The 16,348-nt window shown below is 41.5% G+C and carries 18 protein-coding genes; 10 read left to right on the forward strand and 8 right to left on the reverse strand.

Features of this window, described 5'->3' with window-relative positions:
• Positions 1–57 precede the first annotated feature (57 nt).
• The 4 genes from L6773_RS04715 (at position 58) to L6773_RS04730 (ending at position 2,911) form a co-directional block, all read left to right on the forward strand.
• On the forward strand, positions 58–402 hold the full coding sequence (locus tag L6773_RS04715) for a hypothetical protein (protein WP_237852703.1): 345 nt from the start codon (positions 58–60) through the stop codon (positions 400–402).
• Positions 403–453: 51 nt separating this feature from the next.
• Positions 454–633: a hypothetical protein gene (locus L6773_RS04720; protein WP_237852704.1), complete on the forward strand. Its 180-nt coding sequence runs from the start codon at positions 454–456 to the stop codon at positions 631–633.
• A 400-nt stretch (positions 634–1,033) separates the two neighbouring features.
• The gene (locus L6773_RS04725) at positions 1,034–1,489 is read left to right on the forward strand and encodes a transposase (RefSeq protein WP_237852705.1); all 456 of its coding nucleotides are present in this window, start codon (positions 1,034–1,036) and stop codon (positions 1,487–1,489) included.
• Positions 1,490–1,885: 396 nt separating this feature from the next.
• Entirely contained in the window at positions 1,886–2,911 is a 1,026-nt protein-coding gene (locus tag L6773_RS04730; RefSeq protein ID WP_237852706.1) for an alpha/beta hydrolase, read from the forward strand.
• A gap of 135 nt (positions 2,912–3,046) precedes the next feature.
• Here L6773_RS04730 and L6773_RS04735 read toward each other — a convergent pair whose 3' ends face one another.
• On the reverse strand, positions 3,047–3,847 hold the full coding sequence (locus L6773_RS04735; RefSeq protein WP_237852707.1) for a carbon-nitrogen hydrolase family protein: 801 nt from the start codon (positions 3,845–3,847) through the stop codon (positions 3,047–3,049).
• 177 nt (positions 3,848–4,024) lie between these two features.
• Between L6773_RS04735 and mce the strand changes: the two genes are divergently transcribed.
• Positions 4,025–4,426, forward strand: coding sequence for a methylmalonyl-CoA epimerase (gene mce, locus L6773_RS04740; RefSeq protein WP_237852708.1), 402 nt, complete (start codon positions 4,025–4,027; stop codon positions 4,424–4,426).
• A gap of 69 nt (positions 4,427–4,495) precedes the next feature.
• Here the strand turns inward: mce and L6773_RS04745 are convergent, their stop codons facing one another.
• The 6 genes from L6773_RS04745 to L6773_RS04770 all read right to left on the reverse strand — a co-directional run bounded on the left by L6773_RS04745 (position 4,496) and on the right by L6773_RS04770 (position 10,634).
• Entirely contained in the window at positions 4,496–5,095 is a 600-nt protein-coding gene (locus L6773_RS04745) for a riboflavin synthase (RefSeq protein ID WP_237852709.1), read from the reverse strand.
• Positions 5,096–5,098: 3 nt separating this feature from the next.
• Positions 5,099–6,217, reverse strand: coding sequence for a bifunctional diaminohydroxyphosphoribosylaminopyrimidine deaminase/5-amino-6-(5-phosphoribosylamino)uracil reductase RibD (ribD, locus tag L6773_RS04750; RefSeq protein ID WP_237852710.1), 1,119 nt, complete (start codon positions 6,215–6,217; stop codon positions 5,099–5,101).
• 111 nt (positions 6,218–6,328) lie between these two features.
• Positions 6,329–8,083, reverse strand: coding sequence for a peptidylprolyl isomerase (locus L6773_RS04755; RefSeq protein ID WP_237852711.1), 1,755 nt, complete (start codon positions 8,081–8,083; stop codon positions 6,329–6,331).
• 141 nt (positions 8,084–8,224) lie between these two features.
• Complete coding sequence (locus L6773_RS04760; protein ID WP_237852712.1) at positions 8,225–9,154, reverse strand: MlaD family protein; 930 nt, start codon at positions 9,152–9,154, stop codon at positions 8,225–8,227.
• Between the two features lie 5 nt (positions 9,155–9,159).
• Positions 9,160–9,900 carry an ABC transporter ATP-binding protein gene (locus L6773_RS04765; RefSeq protein WP_237852713.1) on the reverse strand — a complete coding sequence of 247 codons (741 nt, stop codon included), beginning with the start codon at positions 9,898–9,900 and terminating at the stop codon, positions 9,160–9,162.
• Positions 9,897–10,634, reverse strand: coding sequence for an MlaE family ABC transporter permease (locus L6773_RS04770; RefSeq protein ID WP_237852714.1), 738 nt, complete (start codon positions 10,632–10,634; stop codon positions 9,897–9,899). Before L6773_RS04770 ends, L6773_RS04765 begins: the two co-directional genes overlap by 4 nt.
• Before the next feature lie 274 nt (positions 10,635–10,908).
• Between L6773_RS04770 and aroC the strand changes: the two genes are divergently transcribed.
• The 5 genes from aroC (at position 10,909) to L6773_RS04795 (ending at position 15,069) form a co-directional block, all read left to right on the forward strand.
• Entirely contained in the window at positions 10,909–12,090 is a 1,182-nt protein-coding gene (aroC, locus tag L6773_RS04775) for a chorismate synthase (RefSeq protein WP_237852715.1), read from the forward strand.
• Positions 12,080–12,427 (forward strand): tetratricopeptide repeat protein, encoded by a 348-nt coding sequence (locus L6773_RS04780; protein ID WP_237852716.1) that lies wholly within the window; start codon positions 12,080–12,082, stop codon positions 12,425–12,427. Before aroC ends, L6773_RS04780 begins: the two co-directional genes overlap by 11 nt.
• Positions 12,408–13,586 carry a LysM peptidoglycan-binding domain-containing protein gene (locus L6773_RS04785; protein ID WP_237852717.1) on the forward strand — a complete coding sequence of 393 codons (1,179 nt, stop codon included), beginning with the start codon at positions 12,408–12,410 and terminating at the stop codon, positions 13,584–13,586. Before L6773_RS04780 ends, L6773_RS04785 begins: the two co-directional genes overlap by 20 nt.
• A gap of 5 nt (positions 13,587–13,591) precedes the next feature.
• Complete coding sequence (locus L6773_RS04790; protein WP_237852718.1) at positions 13,592–14,311, forward strand: CPBP family glutamic-type intramembrane protease; 720 nt, start codon at positions 13,592–13,594, stop codon at positions 14,309–14,311.
• 182 nt (positions 14,312–14,493) lie between these two features.
• Positions 14,494–15,069, forward strand: a complete 576-nt coding sequence (locus tag L6773_RS04795) for a sigma-70 family RNA polymerase sigma factor (protein ID WP_237852719.1) — start codon at positions 14,494–14,496, stop codon at positions 15,067–15,069.
• Here the strand turns inward: L6773_RS04795 and L6773_RS04800 are convergent.
• The gene (locus L6773_RS04800; protein ID WP_237852720.1) at positions 15,066–16,346 is read right to left on the reverse strand and encodes a sensor histidine kinase; all 1,281 of its coding nucleotides are present in this window, start codon (positions 16,344–16,346) and stop codon (positions 15,066–15,068) included. The genes L6773_RS04795 and L6773_RS04800 overlap by 4 nt on opposite strands.
• Positions 16,347–16,348 lie beyond the last annotated feature (2 nt).

The following is a 16,348-nucleotide window of genomic DNA, read 5'->3' on the forward strand; positions in this document are numbered from 1 at the left end:
TAAGTTGAATCATCATATTATTTTACAATGTCTATACCGCTATAAAAATAAAGTAAAATGTTATTCTTATTAGATTTATCCGCAAGTAATTCAAATTCATTATCAACTGAAAATTGGATCTCAATCGGAGTTTTATTAGTAGCATTAATTACACTGATTGTGAATTTTTTTCTAACTCGTTCTCAAATTAAAACTGCTTTAAAATCAATTAAGCTTCAGATTAAATCTTCTCAGGAAATTGCAAAGGAGGAAATTAACAGAGACGTCAAATCTACCAACAGAATGGTCTGGATAAATGAACTTAGAGATTCTGTAAGCGAATACGTTGCTAATCATGAATACATTAAATTGGCTTCTCAAAATGATTCAAATACTAAAACTGGAACACCCTCACAAGAATGAAAAGAGGGATTTAAAAGATGGACAACACTCTCCTATAAAATAGAACTCTTATTGAATCCAGAAGAAGAGAAATCAAAAGAACTTAAAAAGTTAATGGTTCAATTAAATGAAGCCACTGATTATCATTCAAAAAGGAAAGAAGAGCTATACGAGGAAACTAAAAATTCTATTCTTTCAGTAACCAAAGAGATATTAAAAGAAGAATGGGAAAGAGTAAAAAGGTTAGAATAAGAATCATATCCTTGAATGTAAGTTAATTACGTAAAAATATCATTGGAATTCGTTTTTTAGCACAAATGAGTAAAAAAAATCTTTAATATTAACAAAGAGCAAAGTAAAAAAGACAATTGAAAATCTTTCAGACTCGTTTACAATAGATGAACTAATCGATCAACTAATCTTTATTGAAAAAGTTGAAGAAGGAATTAGTAGTGTCTATCGAAAATATAACCAGGCTGAAAGCCTGCAATAATCCAGCCTGGGGCACTCGCCCCAGATAAAAGCAAGGGAAGAAACCAAGGAAGGCTGACAGCCTGAAAAAGACTCTACTAATCCATTGCACAATATTATGTGTAAGGGATTGCGGATTTTCGGCTCATACTATAAACCGTTAAGAAATTCAATTAATGTTATGAGCCAATCCTTATCTATTCTCTATACCCATGCTACATTTGGAACAAAAGGACGTAATCCCTGGATTAACAAGGAAATCGCCAATGATTTACATGCATACATGGCATCTATCTTCAAAGCGCTTGATAGTCCTGCTGTGATCATAAACTCCATGCCGGATCATATTCATGTGTTGTTTCGCATGTCAAAAACCGTAACATTAGCTGAGGTTATGGAAGAGATAAAAAAAAGCTCATCCAAATGGATGAAAAATCAGCCAATGGGAACACCATTATTTTATTGGCAAAGAGGATACGGAGCATTTTCTGTGAGTGGTTCACACCTAGCTTCTGTAACCAGATATATCACCCGCCAAAAAGAGCATCACAAGAAGTTAACATACAGAGAAGAGGTTGAACGCTTGATAAAAAAATATAATGTGGAAGAATATAATCCGGAGTATTATTGGGATTAACTCCAAGTTAAATCAATAGATGGTTTCCTGAATGGATATGGTCTATAGCAGGCTTACAGCCTGCCGCTTTAATGGCTATATACACCTGGGGCGAACTGCCCCAGGCTGTGTTCTGTCAGGCTTTCAGCCTGTATTATTGGAATGTTCGGATAGATACAGGTAACCAATTTTTGTAAATAAATATAACCGGGACAGCCAAACTTGGAATCATGGACTGTTTCTCTAACAACATCCGATGCTCAAGCCCCGGCATTTCACTTTTTTATAGTGTCTATTTTTGACCGGGAAGGCTATGGAATTGAAATAGTAGTATATGTTTAGCGAATTAAATAGATTAATCGCTTGTAACTGCCAAAATGAAACGCATCTTCAATGCTTAGCATCAATCCGTTTTCAATGAAAAAGATCTTTCTCGTTATTCCCATTATATTTCTGAGTGTCCAAGTTGTCCAGGCCCAGCAAGGGACCAAGGAGCGCATAAAAGTTTACAGTCATGCCATTGAAGGCAATCTCATTGGTGATCCTGCCGAGCGCGATGTATCCGTTTACCTGCCTCCTTCTTACCAGGAAGATACCAGCCGCCGTTTTCCAGTACTGTATATGCTCCATGGATTTACGGATTCCGACAGTCAATGGTTTGGATGGGAAGATCATTGGATTAATCTTTACGATGTAATGAACCAGTCGCTGGCAGAAGAGCTTTCCAGGGAGATGATTGTGGTGATGCCGAATGCTTATAACCGTTTCAAGGGAAGCATGTATGCCAGCTCGCCGACCATCGGCGATTGGGAAACCTTTGTCACGAAAGAATTGGTGGAGTATGTCGATGCCAATTACCGCACATTGCCCGATGTAAAAAGCCGTGGGCTCGCCGGGCATTCAATGGGAGGATACGGGACCATTCGCCTGGGAATGAAAAACCCGGATGTTTTTTCATCCATCTACATGATGAGTCCATGCTGCATGGAAGGAGGAGTAACCGACAACAAAGAATTTATGGATACAATGGAGTCCTTCACTACAATCAATCAGTTGGAGGATGCCTCTTTCTTTGAATTAGCAACGCTGGCAACATCTGCCGCCTTTGCTCCCAATCCCAATAATCCGCCTTATTATCTCGACCTTCCATTTGATGATGGCGAAATTCGCCAGGACATCGCTTACAAAATTGCCGCAAACCGAACACTTTACACCGTTGAGCAATACATCCCCAATTTAAGAAAGCTGGAAGCTATTGCCATGGATGCCGGATTACAAGATCAAGGTATTCACGCATCTACAAAAAAGCTGCATGAATTATTGGATATGTATCAGATATCGCATGAATATGAGAGCTATGAAGGTGATCATATCAATCGTATTGCCGAACGCATTCGAACGAAGGTACTGCCTTTCTTCTCAGAACATTTGGTTTTTGAGTAGGGTTAACGCGTACTCCTTCACTGGGAATTTAGTTTTGGGGTAGCGAAAAAGGTTTTTACCCTCTGAGTAAGTAGCCTTAATAATGGAGAAGAATATCCATCAGACCGCTCAAAGCGTTCAGATGGGTACGTTTTTTTATAACACCCGATGCTCAAGCGCCGGAAGTTTTCTCCTGACCTCTTTAAGATCATCAAGCTTCAACTCAGCCATCGCCATTCCGGGTTCTTCTCCGGCATCAGCGAAGATATTACCCCACGGATCGATAATAAGTGCATGTCCATGGGTTTCTCTTTTTTTACCATGTTTGCCGGTTTGAGCCGGAGCCACAACGAATGCGCTGTTTTCAATAGCTCTTGCTTTTAATAGAGTTTCCCAATGTGCTTTCCCGGTAGGCCGAGTAAAGGCAGCCGGAACAAACAAAATATCCGCACCCTGTTTCACTAACTCGCGGTAGAGTTCGGGAAAACGAACATCATAACAGATGGATAGTCCGGCTTTCATTCCAAATTCAAAAAGCTCTGCAACCACGATATCTCTTCCAGCCTTAACCATATCAGACTCCCTGTATGTTTCTTTTTCGGAAAGCTCTACATCGAACAGGTGGATCTTATCATAAAGCGCAATTGTCTCTCCATTTGGGTTGATCAGTCTCGCACAATTGGACACTTTCCCGTTTTCAACCGGTACCGGATAACCTCCGCCAAGCAGATAGATCTCAAATTCTACCGCCCATTCCTTCAGCGCTTTTTCCGTGGCTCTTGAAATCTCTTCAGCCTGTTCCAATCGTTTTTGTTCATCTCCCATGAATGCAAAATTTTCGGGTAGAGCAACCATATCGGCTCCCTTACCGGCGGCTTTTTTCACAAAGTTGTAGGCCATCTCCAGGTTTTGACCGAGATTGGGCTGGCTATTGAGTTGTATGGCTGAAATTTTCATTCTCTTGGTTCTCTGTTGTTAGTAGTTGGTTGTTGGTTGTTGGTAAAATTGAGAAAAAACCAATAACGACCAACTCAATTGGCCAATCTATCCGAAGATCAGTAATTCCCTTATTGATACTCAGGTTATGACTGAATAGTTTATTTTAAAACGGATCAACCAAAAGAACGGGAAATCATGTATATCGATCATATAGGAATTGCTGTAAAAGATCTTGAGGCAGCTATTGAAACCTACGAAAAACTACTTCAAACTCCTTGCTACAAAAGAGAGGTTGTGGAAAGCCAAAATGTAGAGACTGCTTTCCTTCAAACCGGTGAATCGAAAGTTGAATTACTGGGCGCAACAGATCCTGAATCTGTGATCAACAAATTCATAGAGAAAAAGGGCGAAGGAATGCACCATGTAGCGTTTGAGGTGGATGATATTCAAGCCGAAATTAAAAGACTCAAATCAGAAGGATTTACACTTTTGAGTGATAGTCCCAAGCCGGGAGCCGATCAAAAACAGATTGTATTCCTGCACCCGAAAAGCAGTAATGGAGTTTTAGTTGAGTTGTGCCAAACTGTTAAGCAGTAATCCATCGGATGAGAAACTTTACAAATCTTCTGAGTAGTTAGTAAAAACTCATCCGATGATTTTTAGAGGCTAATTTTCCTCTTCCCGGCTTTTCAAATACTTGAGTATATACTTTCCGAACACATCAAATTCGAGGTTCAGGTGGTCTCCCACTGTTCTTGATTTGAAATTAGTGTTCTCCCAGGTATAAGGAATCACAGCAACGGTACAGACATTATCATGATCCCTGGCTACGGTCATGCTAATACCATCGATTGCTATACTACCCCGACCCACGATGTAATCTGTATGTTCTTCAGGAAATTCAAAAGTTAAAAGTACATCGGCTCCCTTTTGGTCGATTTTTGTGACTGTTCCCACAGTATCTACATGACCCTGTACAATGTGACCTTCAATCGCTTTCTCCAGTGTTAATGACCGCTCAAGATTTACGGGATCTCCCACCACCAGGTCTCCCAGGTTGGTCTTACTGAGTGTTTCATTTACGCACTGTACATCGAATGAGTCGTCATCAAAAGATACAACAGTCAGGCAAACGCCGTTTACCGCGATACTTTCATCCACATGCACTTCCGAAACAAAAGGTGCTTTGATACTAAGCTCTTTTGCCCCGTCCATTTGCGTTACTTTCTTTATAGTACCAACTTCTTCAATAATTCCTGTAAACATAATTCAAAGATTTGCTGTTAATAAAATATCCTGGCCTGTTTGCTGCCAGTTATGATCCCTGAAGGGTACAATATCCTCCATCCTGTTGATATCAAGATTGACGATAGATTTGGTACCCCCTCCTAATAATTTTGGCGCTATGAAAAGCTGAAGACGATCTACGAGACCTCTTTTTAAAAGTGCTGAAGAGAGCTGCTGTCCACCCTCTACGAGAAGTGATGTAATTCCATGATCAGCCAGTTTTCTCATTCCTTCTTTCAATCGTGAATGGCCGTTTACTTTCTCCACGTGAATAATCTCACCCCGAAAATAATTGCTTTGTAACATCTTAAGCATTGGGTCAGCCTCGTCTTTAGATTTCTTCCTGTTGTGAGTGATCACAATCGTCTTTTCCTCAAACTGATCGGAAAACAGGTTTAAATTTCTCGGCAGTTCAAATGGACCATCAATAACCACACGTTTAGGTTGACGTCCCTCTACCAACCGAACTGTTAATGACGGATTATCGTGCAGTGCTGTATTTCGACCAACCATGACCGCATCATTCTGACTTCTCCATATGTGAACCTTCTCCCTGGATTCTTTTGAGCTGATCCATTTTGAATCACCGTTTGGCGCCGCAATGTATCCGTCAGCAGTTTGAGCAATTTTTAGCGTTATAAACGGCCGGTTGAACTCTATATAGTGAAGCCAGCATTCATTCAATTCCTTAGCTTCCTTTTGCAGAATTCCCGTATCCACATCAATTCCCTCATTTCTAAGAAGCTCCAACCCGCGGCCATTTACTTTTTCGGATGGATCCTTCATCGCCACTACAACCCTTTTGATCGGTTTATCCGCCAACATTTGAGCACAGGGTGGAGTTTTTCCGTGATGAGAACAAGGTTCAAGAGTGACGTAAACAGTGGCATTTTTTAAGTTATCCGCATCATCAACTTGATTCATTGCATTTACTTCAGCATGTGCCTTACCGTAGCGTTCGTGATAACCCTCGCCAATTACATCACCCTCTTCCGAGACAATCACACATCCTACCATCGGGTTTGGAGACACATATCCCCTTCCCTTTTCTGCCAGGCTGAGGGCACGCTGCATCCAGATTTTATCTTGCTTTGCCGTCACGGATTTTGATTTTAAAAATGAATCCTCTAATAAATAGGGACTTCTTAAAAATAAAAAAGGGTAAGAGATTTCCCTTACCCTATCATCAAATAAAACTAATTTTTTGTCTTACTATTGCAACATTTCTCTTCTGTTATCAACTATATCGGCTTCAGCTTTTAGCTGATCCAAAAATACTTGATTAAATGCCATAAACTTCTGCTGTTCGAGACGACTTTGGATCTGTTGCCTTTGTGTATCTGTTATGTTTGCCGGATCAGCCTCAGAAAGTTCAGTCACCTCTATAACGTATACACCATTTTCGCCCGGTATCGGCTCAGAAAGATCGCCTTGTTCCATATCGAAGATCTCCCCAATTACACCAACTTCGCGACCCGCATCAGGAATGCGTGTGGCTGCCATTCGCAGATCCTGTACTTCCTGGATCTCTTTGTCGGATGCCGTGGCTATCGCTTCCAGGCCGGAATTGTTTTGGTACATCTCCTGTACGCGTTCGAGCATCATATTTTTTCGCTTTTCGTTGATTACAAGAGTTTCAACCTGGCTTCGAACTTCTGGAAATGGACGCGGACCTTCGGGTGTTTTTTGAATCATCTGAACAACTAAGAAAAAGTTGTTTGTTTCAATCGGTTCAGATATTTCATCTTCAGAAAGACTCTCCAATATCCGTAAGGTGCTTTGACTTTGTCCGATTCCGGGAATAAATGAACTTCCCTTTGATGCCGTGCCTTCCTGCACCTCAAGTTCTCTGCGCTCCGCTTCCTGCATAAAGCCTTCCGAGGATGCGTAGAATTCAAACTCGCTCGCTTGTTCTGCAAGCCGGTCGATCGTTGCAATCGGATCTGCCACTACCGGATAGGAAAGAACACCAAACTTAATTTCATTTCCTCGTTGATCTACTTTTTTGAACACATGAGGATCACCGTTAATCATCACCACATCCGATACTTCACCTACGTCAAGATCCACAACCGGTTGATATTCTTCCCGAATTTCATCAGCCGGCACATACGCGCCTGTATAATCGACAGTGGATCCATATCTGTCGAGGAAAAGGGAGTCATCCTGAGCATTTGCAAATGCTCTACCCAAATCTGCTACCTCATTCACAATGTTGGTTGTATCCTGCGCGGTCGGAGTTTTATCCCAGCTTACATATCTGAATCGATAAGTTTCAGCTCGTTCGAAACGATCTTGATTGTCCTGGTAATATGCACGCAGCTCCTCTTCTGTTGCCGTAATTTCTTCTGCTGGAATATCAGCATAGGGAAATCGCAGATATCGAATATTCGCGTACGAATTTTCTTTGATATACTCGTTTCTAACCTCAAGAGAATTTACTTTTAACCCTGATGAGATATAGCTGCTCATTTTTTCCTGGCGCCGGGTATCACGAAGCTGCTGTTCCACTTGAATCCAGGCCTCGCTGTTCTCAGGAGATTCAATGGCCGCCCGAAGTGCAATTCTGTCGATCGTACCGTCTTCAGCCTGGAACTGCTGACGAATAAATGGGGCGGGATTCTCGCCGGTAACCATTTCAAGCAACTCATTGTCAGTTACTGTAATACCGATCTCGTTCATCTTTTGCTGAATCAGTTCAGCTGCAACAAGGTCTTCCCAAGCCTGGTTTTCGTATGTTGCTCTCATTTCCGGGTTAACCGATCCGCCGGTTCTCTGTTGATACTGCTCGGTATAAAAATTCACTCGCTGATTGTATTCATTCAGAGAGATGGCCTCACCGTTTACACTTCCAAGTGAACGCGGACCCACTGTCAGCGCATCAAAAACCTGTGTATCGGCCAATACCCATAAAATTCCAAATGAGAAGATCAGTATCCATAAAATGGAAGCTGTACTGTTTCTCATTTTTTCCATTACACCCATAGGAAAACCTCAAAAAATCTATTTAACTGTTAATAACTGCGATTATTTAATAGCCACGAAATATACAATAACTCTGCACGAAGCACAACGGATGGAGATCGATGTTCATTGCCTAAGCAATCTTTAGAACACTTCAATGATGCTCATATGTTTGAGATATTTCCCCGGATCTTCATTAATGCCCTTCACCAGTTTGTTCAGTTCTATTGTCAGTGAATCCAGGTTTTCATACACTGAGGGATCATTGATTAGCTTGCCCATCGTACCCTCCCCGTTATTCAATTTGTCCAGGAGTTGATTAAGGCTTGCTGATGCCGTTTCAAGTTCTTCGCGCACAACGGAAAGTTCCCGCACATTTTCTTCGAGTGAAGTCATAAGACTATCAACCTTAGGACGGTTGTTCGTTGCCAGTGTATCCAATTGACTTATAACACGGCTGCCTGATTCAATGGCCAAATCGATGTCTCCCCGCTTTTCTTCCAGAAGATTTGCGACTCTTTCCGAAGAATCCAAAAGATTGCTCAGTGTTTCGTCGAGTTTACCGCGGGTTTCATCATCCACGGTTTCATTCAGCTGGCGTAAAAACTGGTTTAATTCGTTGATGGAGTTAGACACATCCGAACCAAGCTGTTCTCCCTGATCACCAAGAGTTTCCATGATGGTTTGGGCATACGTACCTGCAATTTCATCACCTGTTTCCACAAACTGAGAGGAACTGCCCATCTCAATTACTATTGATTTTCCTTCAACAATACCAAGTGAAGTGAGGTTTGCCCTGGAATCTTCAGGAATATTTACATCTGTATCGATACTCATACCCACCTGTACATTGTTTTCGGGGGTCAGTTGAACAGAATTAACCGACCCAACGCGAACACCTTTAATATACACCAGGCTTCCGTTACTGATTCCATCCGCTTTTTCAAAGGTACTACTTATATTTAGTGACGTTCCAAATATGGGTACATCGCGCATGAAACGAAATCCGATAATGGCTACCACCACCGCCAGAAAAACGGTTATTCCTACTTTAGCTTCGTTGCTCAATTTCATTTTGTTTATTGTTTTATTTGATATTCACTGGCCGTGATAAAATTGACTAAATCTTTCTGATTGCTTTGTTTCATCTCATCGATGGTTCCAAACCAACTTAGCTTCTGTTGATCTAAAAATGCAACTTTATCGGCTACTTCCAACACACTATGCATATCATGAGTAACAACAATTGAAGTCACATCAAATTGACGGGCCATATCTAAAATCAATCCGTTGATTTCATCTGCTGTTTGCGGGTCTAAGCCGGATGTGGGTTCATCATACATAATATACTTTGGCTCCAGGATAATCGCCCGCGCCAGTCCCACACGTTTTCTCATACCGCCTGAAAGTTCCGCCGTTTCCTGTTGTGCTGCATTCTCAAGGTTCACGTAACGCAGCGCCCTCATTACATTCTCATGAATTTCCTCTTCGTTTTGATTCGTAAAGTATCGAAGAGGGAATGCTACATTCTCAAACGTATTAATGGAATCAAAAAGTGCAGATCCCTGGAAAAGCACTCCAAACTTCTGCCTGAGCAATCGCTTGTCCACATAATCCAGGTCAAAAATATTCTTTTCATCAATGATGATCTCACCTTCATCCGGGGTTAACAGAGCGTTGATATGCTTTAGCAAAACGGATTTACCGCATCCTGAGCGACCGATAATCGCGGTAATATCTCCTTCCTCAATTGTAAAGGATACGCCTTCCCATACCAAAAGGTCACCAAAACTCTTTTTTAAATTTTTAATCTCAATCATAATAACAACGCTGCTAAAATAAAATCAGCTAAAAGAATATAGATACAACCCAATACGGTAGCCTGGGTGGTACTGTTTCCCACACCTTCTGCACCCCCTGTGGCAAAATATCCTTTATAACAGGCTATAGATGTAATGATAAACCCAAACACGAATGATTTCACCACTCCGAAGGCAACATCCCAGGGATAAAAATACATCCGGGCTCCTTCAAGAAAATCAGCCGGAGGAACCTGGCCAGAAAAATAACCTGCAGCCACACCGCCTGCCAATCCGCAAACACTTGCTACTATATAGATCACCGGGAACATCAAGATACCGGCAAGCACCCTGGGAACAACTAAAAATGAAACCGAATTAAATCCCATCGATTCAAGCGCATCAATCTGTTCACTCACGCGCATGGTTCCTAATTCTGTTGCAACCCTCGCCCCTACCTTTCCGGCGAGAACCAGTCCGGATATCACCGCAGCGAGTTCAATTAATATGGATTGCGATACAATGGCACCAATCGTTGAGAGAGGAATAAATGCAGACTCGAGCTGGTAGGCTGACTGCAGAGTCATTACAGAACCGGTAAAAATTCCAACTAAAATAATAATGGGTACCGAGTCGTACCCCACCTTAACCAATTCCTGAAAGAGATTCTTTCGATAGGTGCTGAACTCCGTTGATGAACGAAGTCCTTGGTATAACAGGGAACTGTATTTTCCTAATTCTTTAAATACACGCATGTAGCGTACTTCTCATAAAAATTTATTACCTGAGCTCCTTTGCTCAAAGTTTTGAACCGCTAATATTACAAAAGTTTTATCCAAAATGCGGATACCTTCAAACAGCAATAATAGCACATAAAAACTACAAAAGGTTTTTGCAAATTGAAGGTTTTTGACTCAATTATTCCACACTATTTTTATAGAAGATGATTCAAGCAGTTCGTCTTTATATCTCTTATTTTTCCCCACACTGTTTGTTAACTTATATTTTTTAACTGATATCCAGAATTTAATGATCCGATATTTTACAGCAGGCGAATCTCATGGACCCGGCCTTACCGGAATTGTAGAAGGTGTTCCGGCCGGGCTTGAAATTACAGAAGAATACATTGAACAACACCTTGTCCGCCGGCAAAAGGGGTATGGACGCGGTGGTCGAATGGCTTTTGAAAAAGATCATGCGGATATACAATCCGGTGTTCGATTCTCTAAAACCATGGGAGCCCCCATTGCGCTGTCGATGGTAAATCGAGCCTATGAAAAAGATGACAGCAACTGGCCAAAGGTCATGGCCAAAGACGGTGAACGTGGAGATGTTGAAAACATAACACTGCCCCGCCCCGGCCATGCAGATCTCGTTGGACTCCAAAAATATAGATTTAAAGATATTCGCCCCGTCATTGAACGATCCAGCGCGCGCGAAACTGCTATGCGCGTGGCTTGCTGTTCCATTGCACGAAAATTCTTAAAGGAATTTGGTATAGAAATTGGCGGCCATGTAATCCAGCTCGGTAAGATTGGGTATAACGGGTGGGACTCTGTAAGAAAAGCTGCCGATCCACTTGCAGAAAATGGTGCTGAATCGATCTACAAAGCTGCGGATGAATCAGATGTGCGATGTTTAGACGAAGAACTCAGTCATGAAATGCGAGAGGAGATCAAAATCAAACGAAAAGAGGGCACCTCTCTTGGCGGTATTTATGAAATTGTTGTGACCGGTCTCCCGGCAGGATTGGGAAGCCACGTTCACTGGGATCGAAAACTGGACGGACAGTTGGCCCAGGCTATTGTCAGCACCCAAGCAATGAAAGGTGTTGAGATAGGTCTCGGTTTTGATGCAGGTAAAACGCACGGCCATAATGTACATGATGAAATTATTTATGAAAATGATTCATTCAAACGCCGAACTAATCGCCTTGGCGGCTTTGAAGGCGGGATGACAACCGGCATGCCGATAATCATTCGCGGAGTGATGAAACCGATTCCTACCATGATTAAGCCTCTGAAAACCGCCGATATCGAAACAAAAGAGGAGCAGGATACCCGATATGAACGATCAGACGTATGTGCACTTCCGCGAGCTGTGGTGGTAGTGGAGAGTGTCATCGCACCGGTGATTGCCAATGCCATCCTCGAAAAATTCGGCGGTGACTCTATGTCTGAAATTCTCGAACGCTATCAAAATGAAAAGTAGCCGGCAGAAAATAAGAGACCTTGCAGCACAACTGAAAGAGCATCCAGACGATTCCTTTACAAAATTTGCACTGGCATTGGAACTGCTGAAGAAAGATGACGTTAAAAAAGCGAAGGTTTTGTTTGAGTCGATTTTAAAACAAGATCCAGATTATTTAGGCGTTTATTATCATCTGGGTAAACTTTATGAACGGACGGGTCGCATGAAGGACGCTCAACAGATGTTTACAGACGGCCTTGAAATCGCAAAACAACAAAAAAATGAACGAACGGCCCTCGAATTGAAGGAAGCGCTTGAAACTATAAATATTGAATTGAATGATGATTCTATCTCTTAAAAAAATTTTTCTTTCCTCTCTTATTTTATGCATCTCAATTTTTGCGGATTTTTCTGATACTGCATTCGCCCAGCAGCAGTCTCAACAGGAGCATACCGTACAGCAGGGTGAAACACTCTTTAGCATTTCTCAACAATATGGTGTAACTGTTGGAGAACTGAGGGAATGGAATAATTTACAATCGAATGAACTTCAATTGGGACAGGTTCTTATTGTGGCACCCCAAACCAATGAAGATAGAATTCTACATGAGGTGCAAGCCGGTGAGTCCCTTTTCGGAATTTCACAACAGTACAATGTTACAATTGCTGAAATCCAGGAATGGAACAACTTAGAGAATACAAACCTGGAAGCTGGTACTGATCTTATCATCTATCCTCAGGAAGAGCGAACCGAAGAACAACCCTCTATTGATGATCTTGAGGATATGGACGAAGAGGAACGAACTTCGATTGTTGAACGATATTCTGAATCAGCCGCTGAAAGTGAAACCTACACCGTAAAAAGTGGAGATACTCTCTACGGTATTGCACGCCAGCATGATATGACTATTACAGAATTGCGGCAGATTAACAATCTTCAAGATGACATGCTCCGGGTTGGGCAGCGAATCACAGTGAAAAAGATCCAAACAGCTCCATCTGTCGCTGAAGGTGCTGAGAACTCTACTCCACAAGGTAAATTTGCAACTTATCGCGTTCAGAGTAATGAAAATACACAAAGAGTTCTCGACAAATTTAATATGACACGGAATGAGTTTGAAGCTCTGAATCCGGGAATGGATGCAGGTAATATTTCACCGGGTCAACAGATTACGGTACTGTTGCCTCCCACACGGAATTTCGACAATCCCTACCTCCCCGATGCTAACCTCGAAGATCTCGGAACGGTTCCGGTGATGAGCTATTCAGAGGGTGATAAAGCTACTCCCACAACCAGCGGAGAGCTATACAGCCCGGACCAGCTTTCGGCTGCGCACTCCAATATGGCACTTGGAAATGTGATTTTTATTGAAAACCCATCCAATGGAAAGGGAATTTTCGTTCGCGTTAATGACAGACATTCAGGTGAAGGGTTAAAATTATCACACAAAGCCTTCAGTATGCTGGATTTTTCAAGTATTGAACAGCCGGTTGTAACCATCTACCTGGACAACTGAAAGCTGTGCAGCGAAAGTCGCGTTCATACCTGGATCAAACCGGAGGGATTTTATATAGTTACCTGATCTCCATTCCTCTTTTGATTTTATATGAACTTCTGATTTGGATTTCACAGCCCCCGGATCAAGCTGTTCGAATTTCTGTAGATATTCTGTTCAAGTCCCTTTTCCAATTTCTGGGAGTCAATGCAATTTCGGCAACTCTTCTTGTAGCTGCTTTTATTGGGGCTGTAGTTTTATATCGGAAAAGATCTGAACTGCCGCATCTTCGATCATCTTATTTCCTAACAATGATCCTTGAATCCGCAGTTTATGCGGTATTAATCACCGTGGTGATTGTTGGTTTGCTGGAGGCAGTTTTAACAATGAATCTATCTGAAAGCATCGAAGCACTCAGTAAAGTTCAGTTATTTGCCCTATCACTGGGAGCGGGACTTTATGAGGAGTTGTTCTTCAGGGTGATTTTAGTAGGGGGTTTATCACTTATTTTTATGAAATTTCTTTCAAAAAAGACAACCGCTTATATAATCTCGGCGGTTATTGCAGCTCTAATATTTAGTGGGGTTCATTATGTTGGCCAATTTGGTGATTTTTTTACACTTGGATCGTTTTTATTCCGGTTCCTATTTGGCTTAGCACTAAATGTTATTTATGTTACGAGAGGGTTTGGGATAGCGGCATGGACACATGCTTTGTACGATATTTTCGTAATTTCACAAATGTAATGATAGGAACGAATTAATTATTCATTCAGGTTTAAAGTAGATGTAATTAAAATCTACTCACCCGATCAATTCTATCAATTAGTTAAATTGATATCGGTGTTGTAAATTCTATTTGAATCAAACGAGTTGATTGTTACTTGACCAATAATTAAAAAAACTGTTCTGACAAACAACGCATAGGGATGGCAGAACTCACAAATAAAGAATTAAAAAAACAGGAAGATTTTAACGAAGAGATCATTCCTCATCTGGATGCATTGTACAACTTTGGCCTTCGGTTAACTTCTGATCCGAATGATGCTGAAGACCTCGTACAAGATACGATCGTTAAAGCTTATCGCTTTTTCAGCAGCTACGAGAAAGGTACGAATGCCAAAGCCTGGTTATTTAGAATCCTGAAAAATTCATACATCAACAATTACAGGAAGAAGTCCAAGAAACCCCAGCAGGTTGATTATGATGAAGTCTCTACTTTTTATGAGACGATCCGTGCTGAACGAACAGACACTTCCGATCTCGAAGATAAAATGTTCCGAGAGCTTATAGATGACGAACTCTCCAATGCTCTCGATAATATTCCGGAGGATTTCAGAACCGTTGTTCTTCTCTGCGACGTAGAAGATTTCACCTACGAAGAGATAGCCAACATGCTGGATGTTCCCATCGGTACAATTCGATCGCGGTTGCACCGAGGCAGAAACTTATTGAAAGCCGAACTTATGGATTACGCTGCCAAACGGGGTTATGCCGGCGATTAAATTGGAAGTGTAATTCGAATTATTGTTCCCTTGTTGATCTCTGTAGAATAGATAAATATTTTCCCTTTGTGATACTCTTCAATAATTCGTTTTGTCAGGCTTAATCCAAGTCCCCATCCACGTTTTTTCGTACTGTAACCGGGTTTAAACACCTCTTTTAAATATTTCCTGTCGATACCCGATCCCGAATCCTCCACATCAATTATCATTTGATTTCCGTCCTGGTGCACTGTAATGGCTACATAAGCATCAGCCACTGTTTCCTTAATGGCATCCATGGAATTTTTGATGAGATTTTCTACTGCCCACTGAAACAACTCCGGATTTAAATGTGCTTTCGTATCCGTTTCGATCTTCTTTCGAACATCAATCGATTTTCCAAGTGATGGCAAACGACGTTTCATATAGGAAATCACTTCATCAATTATCGGTTCCGGGTGAACCACTTTAAGCTCAGGCTGTGATCCGATTTTATTGAAACGTTCAGCGATTCCTTTCAGCCGGGTGACATCATTTTCAATTTCATAAGCAATAGATAAATTGTCTTCATCATTTTGATTTTTATCCTTCAAAAGTTGAAGCCAACCATAAATACTGGATAAAGGTGTCCCCAGTTGATGAGCAGCTTCTTTGGTCATACCCACCCATAAATTTGATTGCTCTGACCTTGTAATACTTTTATATGTGATGTAACCCACCCCAAGCAGAAGAGCCAGGATTCCAAATTGTACATAGGGGAAAAAGCGGAGATATCGCACTGTTGGACTTTCACCATAATACACATACTGGTTCTGCATTTGTTCATCATCACCAAAGGTAATGGTGATGGGTTCATGAAATTCAGCAAAACTTTCAGCTAATTCTTTTACATCTGTTTCTTCGTCTTCTATGAATCGGTAATGTACCGGGAAACCAGAATCATCCATTACAATAACCGGTATATTGAAGAGGTCGGGAGGTGTAATAATCTCTTGTGTAACAAAATCTTCCGTAAATCTTGCCGCCTCTGCCGATCGAATCATTCTCTCCAAACTGTCGGGAACATTCGGGTACATACTGAGCATATCAGCCACCCGGTTCAGTGTTGTACTTACCTCAAGGTGAACAGGATCATAATTGAACTCAAATGCTTTTGCCCAAAGCTCCACACTTTTTCTCTCCTGCTCCATAATCCTATTGATAAGAATCTGGTTATATATAAACGAGGCACCGGCCAAAAGAATTAGAAGGGAAACAAGGATAATCTTTATCCGGCTGGATGGAAGTAGTGTATTCATGG

Origin of the sequence: Rhodohalobacter sulfatireducens (assembly GCF_022012475.1) — a bacterium.
In the GTDB taxonomy this organism is placed as follows: domain Bacteria; phylum Bacteroidota; class Rhodothermia; order Balneolales; family Balneolaceae; genus Rhodohalobacter; species Rhodohalobacter sulfatireducens.

Coding starts and splice junctions, on each gene's coding strand:
- mce (WP_237852708.1), top strand. CDS start 4,025: ATGTATATCGATCATATAGGAATTGCTGTAAAAGATCTTGAGGCAGCT.
- L6773_RS04745 (WP_237852709.1), bottom strand. CDS start 5,095: ATGTTTACAGGAATTATTGAAGAAGTTGGTACTATAAAGAAAGTAACG.
- L6773_RS04755 (WP_237852711.1), bottom strand. CDS start 8,083: ATGAGAAACAGTACAGCTTCCATTTTATGGATACTGATCTTCTCATTT.
- L6773_RS04780 (WP_237852716.1), top strand. CDS start 12,080: ATGAAAAGTAGCCGGCAGAAAATAAGAGACCTTGCAGCACAACTGAAA.
- L6773_RS04715 (WP_237852703.1), top strand. CDS start 58: ATGTTATTCTTATTAGATTTATCCGCAAGTAATTCAAATTCATTATCA.
- aroC (WP_237852715.1), top strand. CDS start 10,909: ATGATCCGATATTTTACAGCAGGCGAATCTCATGGACCCGGCCTTACC.
- L6773_RS04725 (WP_237852705.1), top strand. CDS start 1,034: ATGAGCCAATCCTTATCTATTCTCTATACCCATGCTACATTTGGAACA.
- L6773_RS04785 (WP_237852717.1), top strand. CDS start 12,408: ATGATGATTCTATCTCTTAAAAAAATTTTTCTTTCCTCTCTTATTTTA.
- L6773_RS04800 (WP_237852720.1), bottom strand. CDS start 16,346: ATGAATACACTACTTCCATCCAGCCGGATAAAGATTATCCTTGTTTCC.
- L6773_RS04760 (WP_237852712.1), bottom strand. CDS start 9,154: ATGAAATTGAGCAACGAAGCTAAAGTAGGAATAACCGTTTTTCTGGCG.
- L6773_RS04795 (WP_237852719.1), top strand. CDS start 14,494: ATGGCAGAACTCACAAATAAAGAATTAAAAAAACAGGAAGATTTTAAC.
- L6773_RS04765 (WP_237852713.1), bottom strand. CDS start 9,900: ATGATTGAGATTAAAAATTTAAAAAAGAGTTTTGGTGACCTTTTGGTA.
- L6773_RS04730 (WP_237852706.1), top strand. CDS start 1,886: ATGAAAAAGATCTTTCTCGTTATTCCCATTATATTTCTGAGTGTCCAA.
- L6773_RS04770 (WP_237852714.1), bottom strand. CDS start 10,634: ATGCGTGTATTTAAAGAATTAGGAAAATACAGTTCCCTGTTATACCAA.
- L6773_RS04735 (WP_237852707.1), bottom strand. CDS start 3,847: ATGAAAATTTCAGCCATACAACTCAATAGCCAGCCCAATCTCGGTCAA.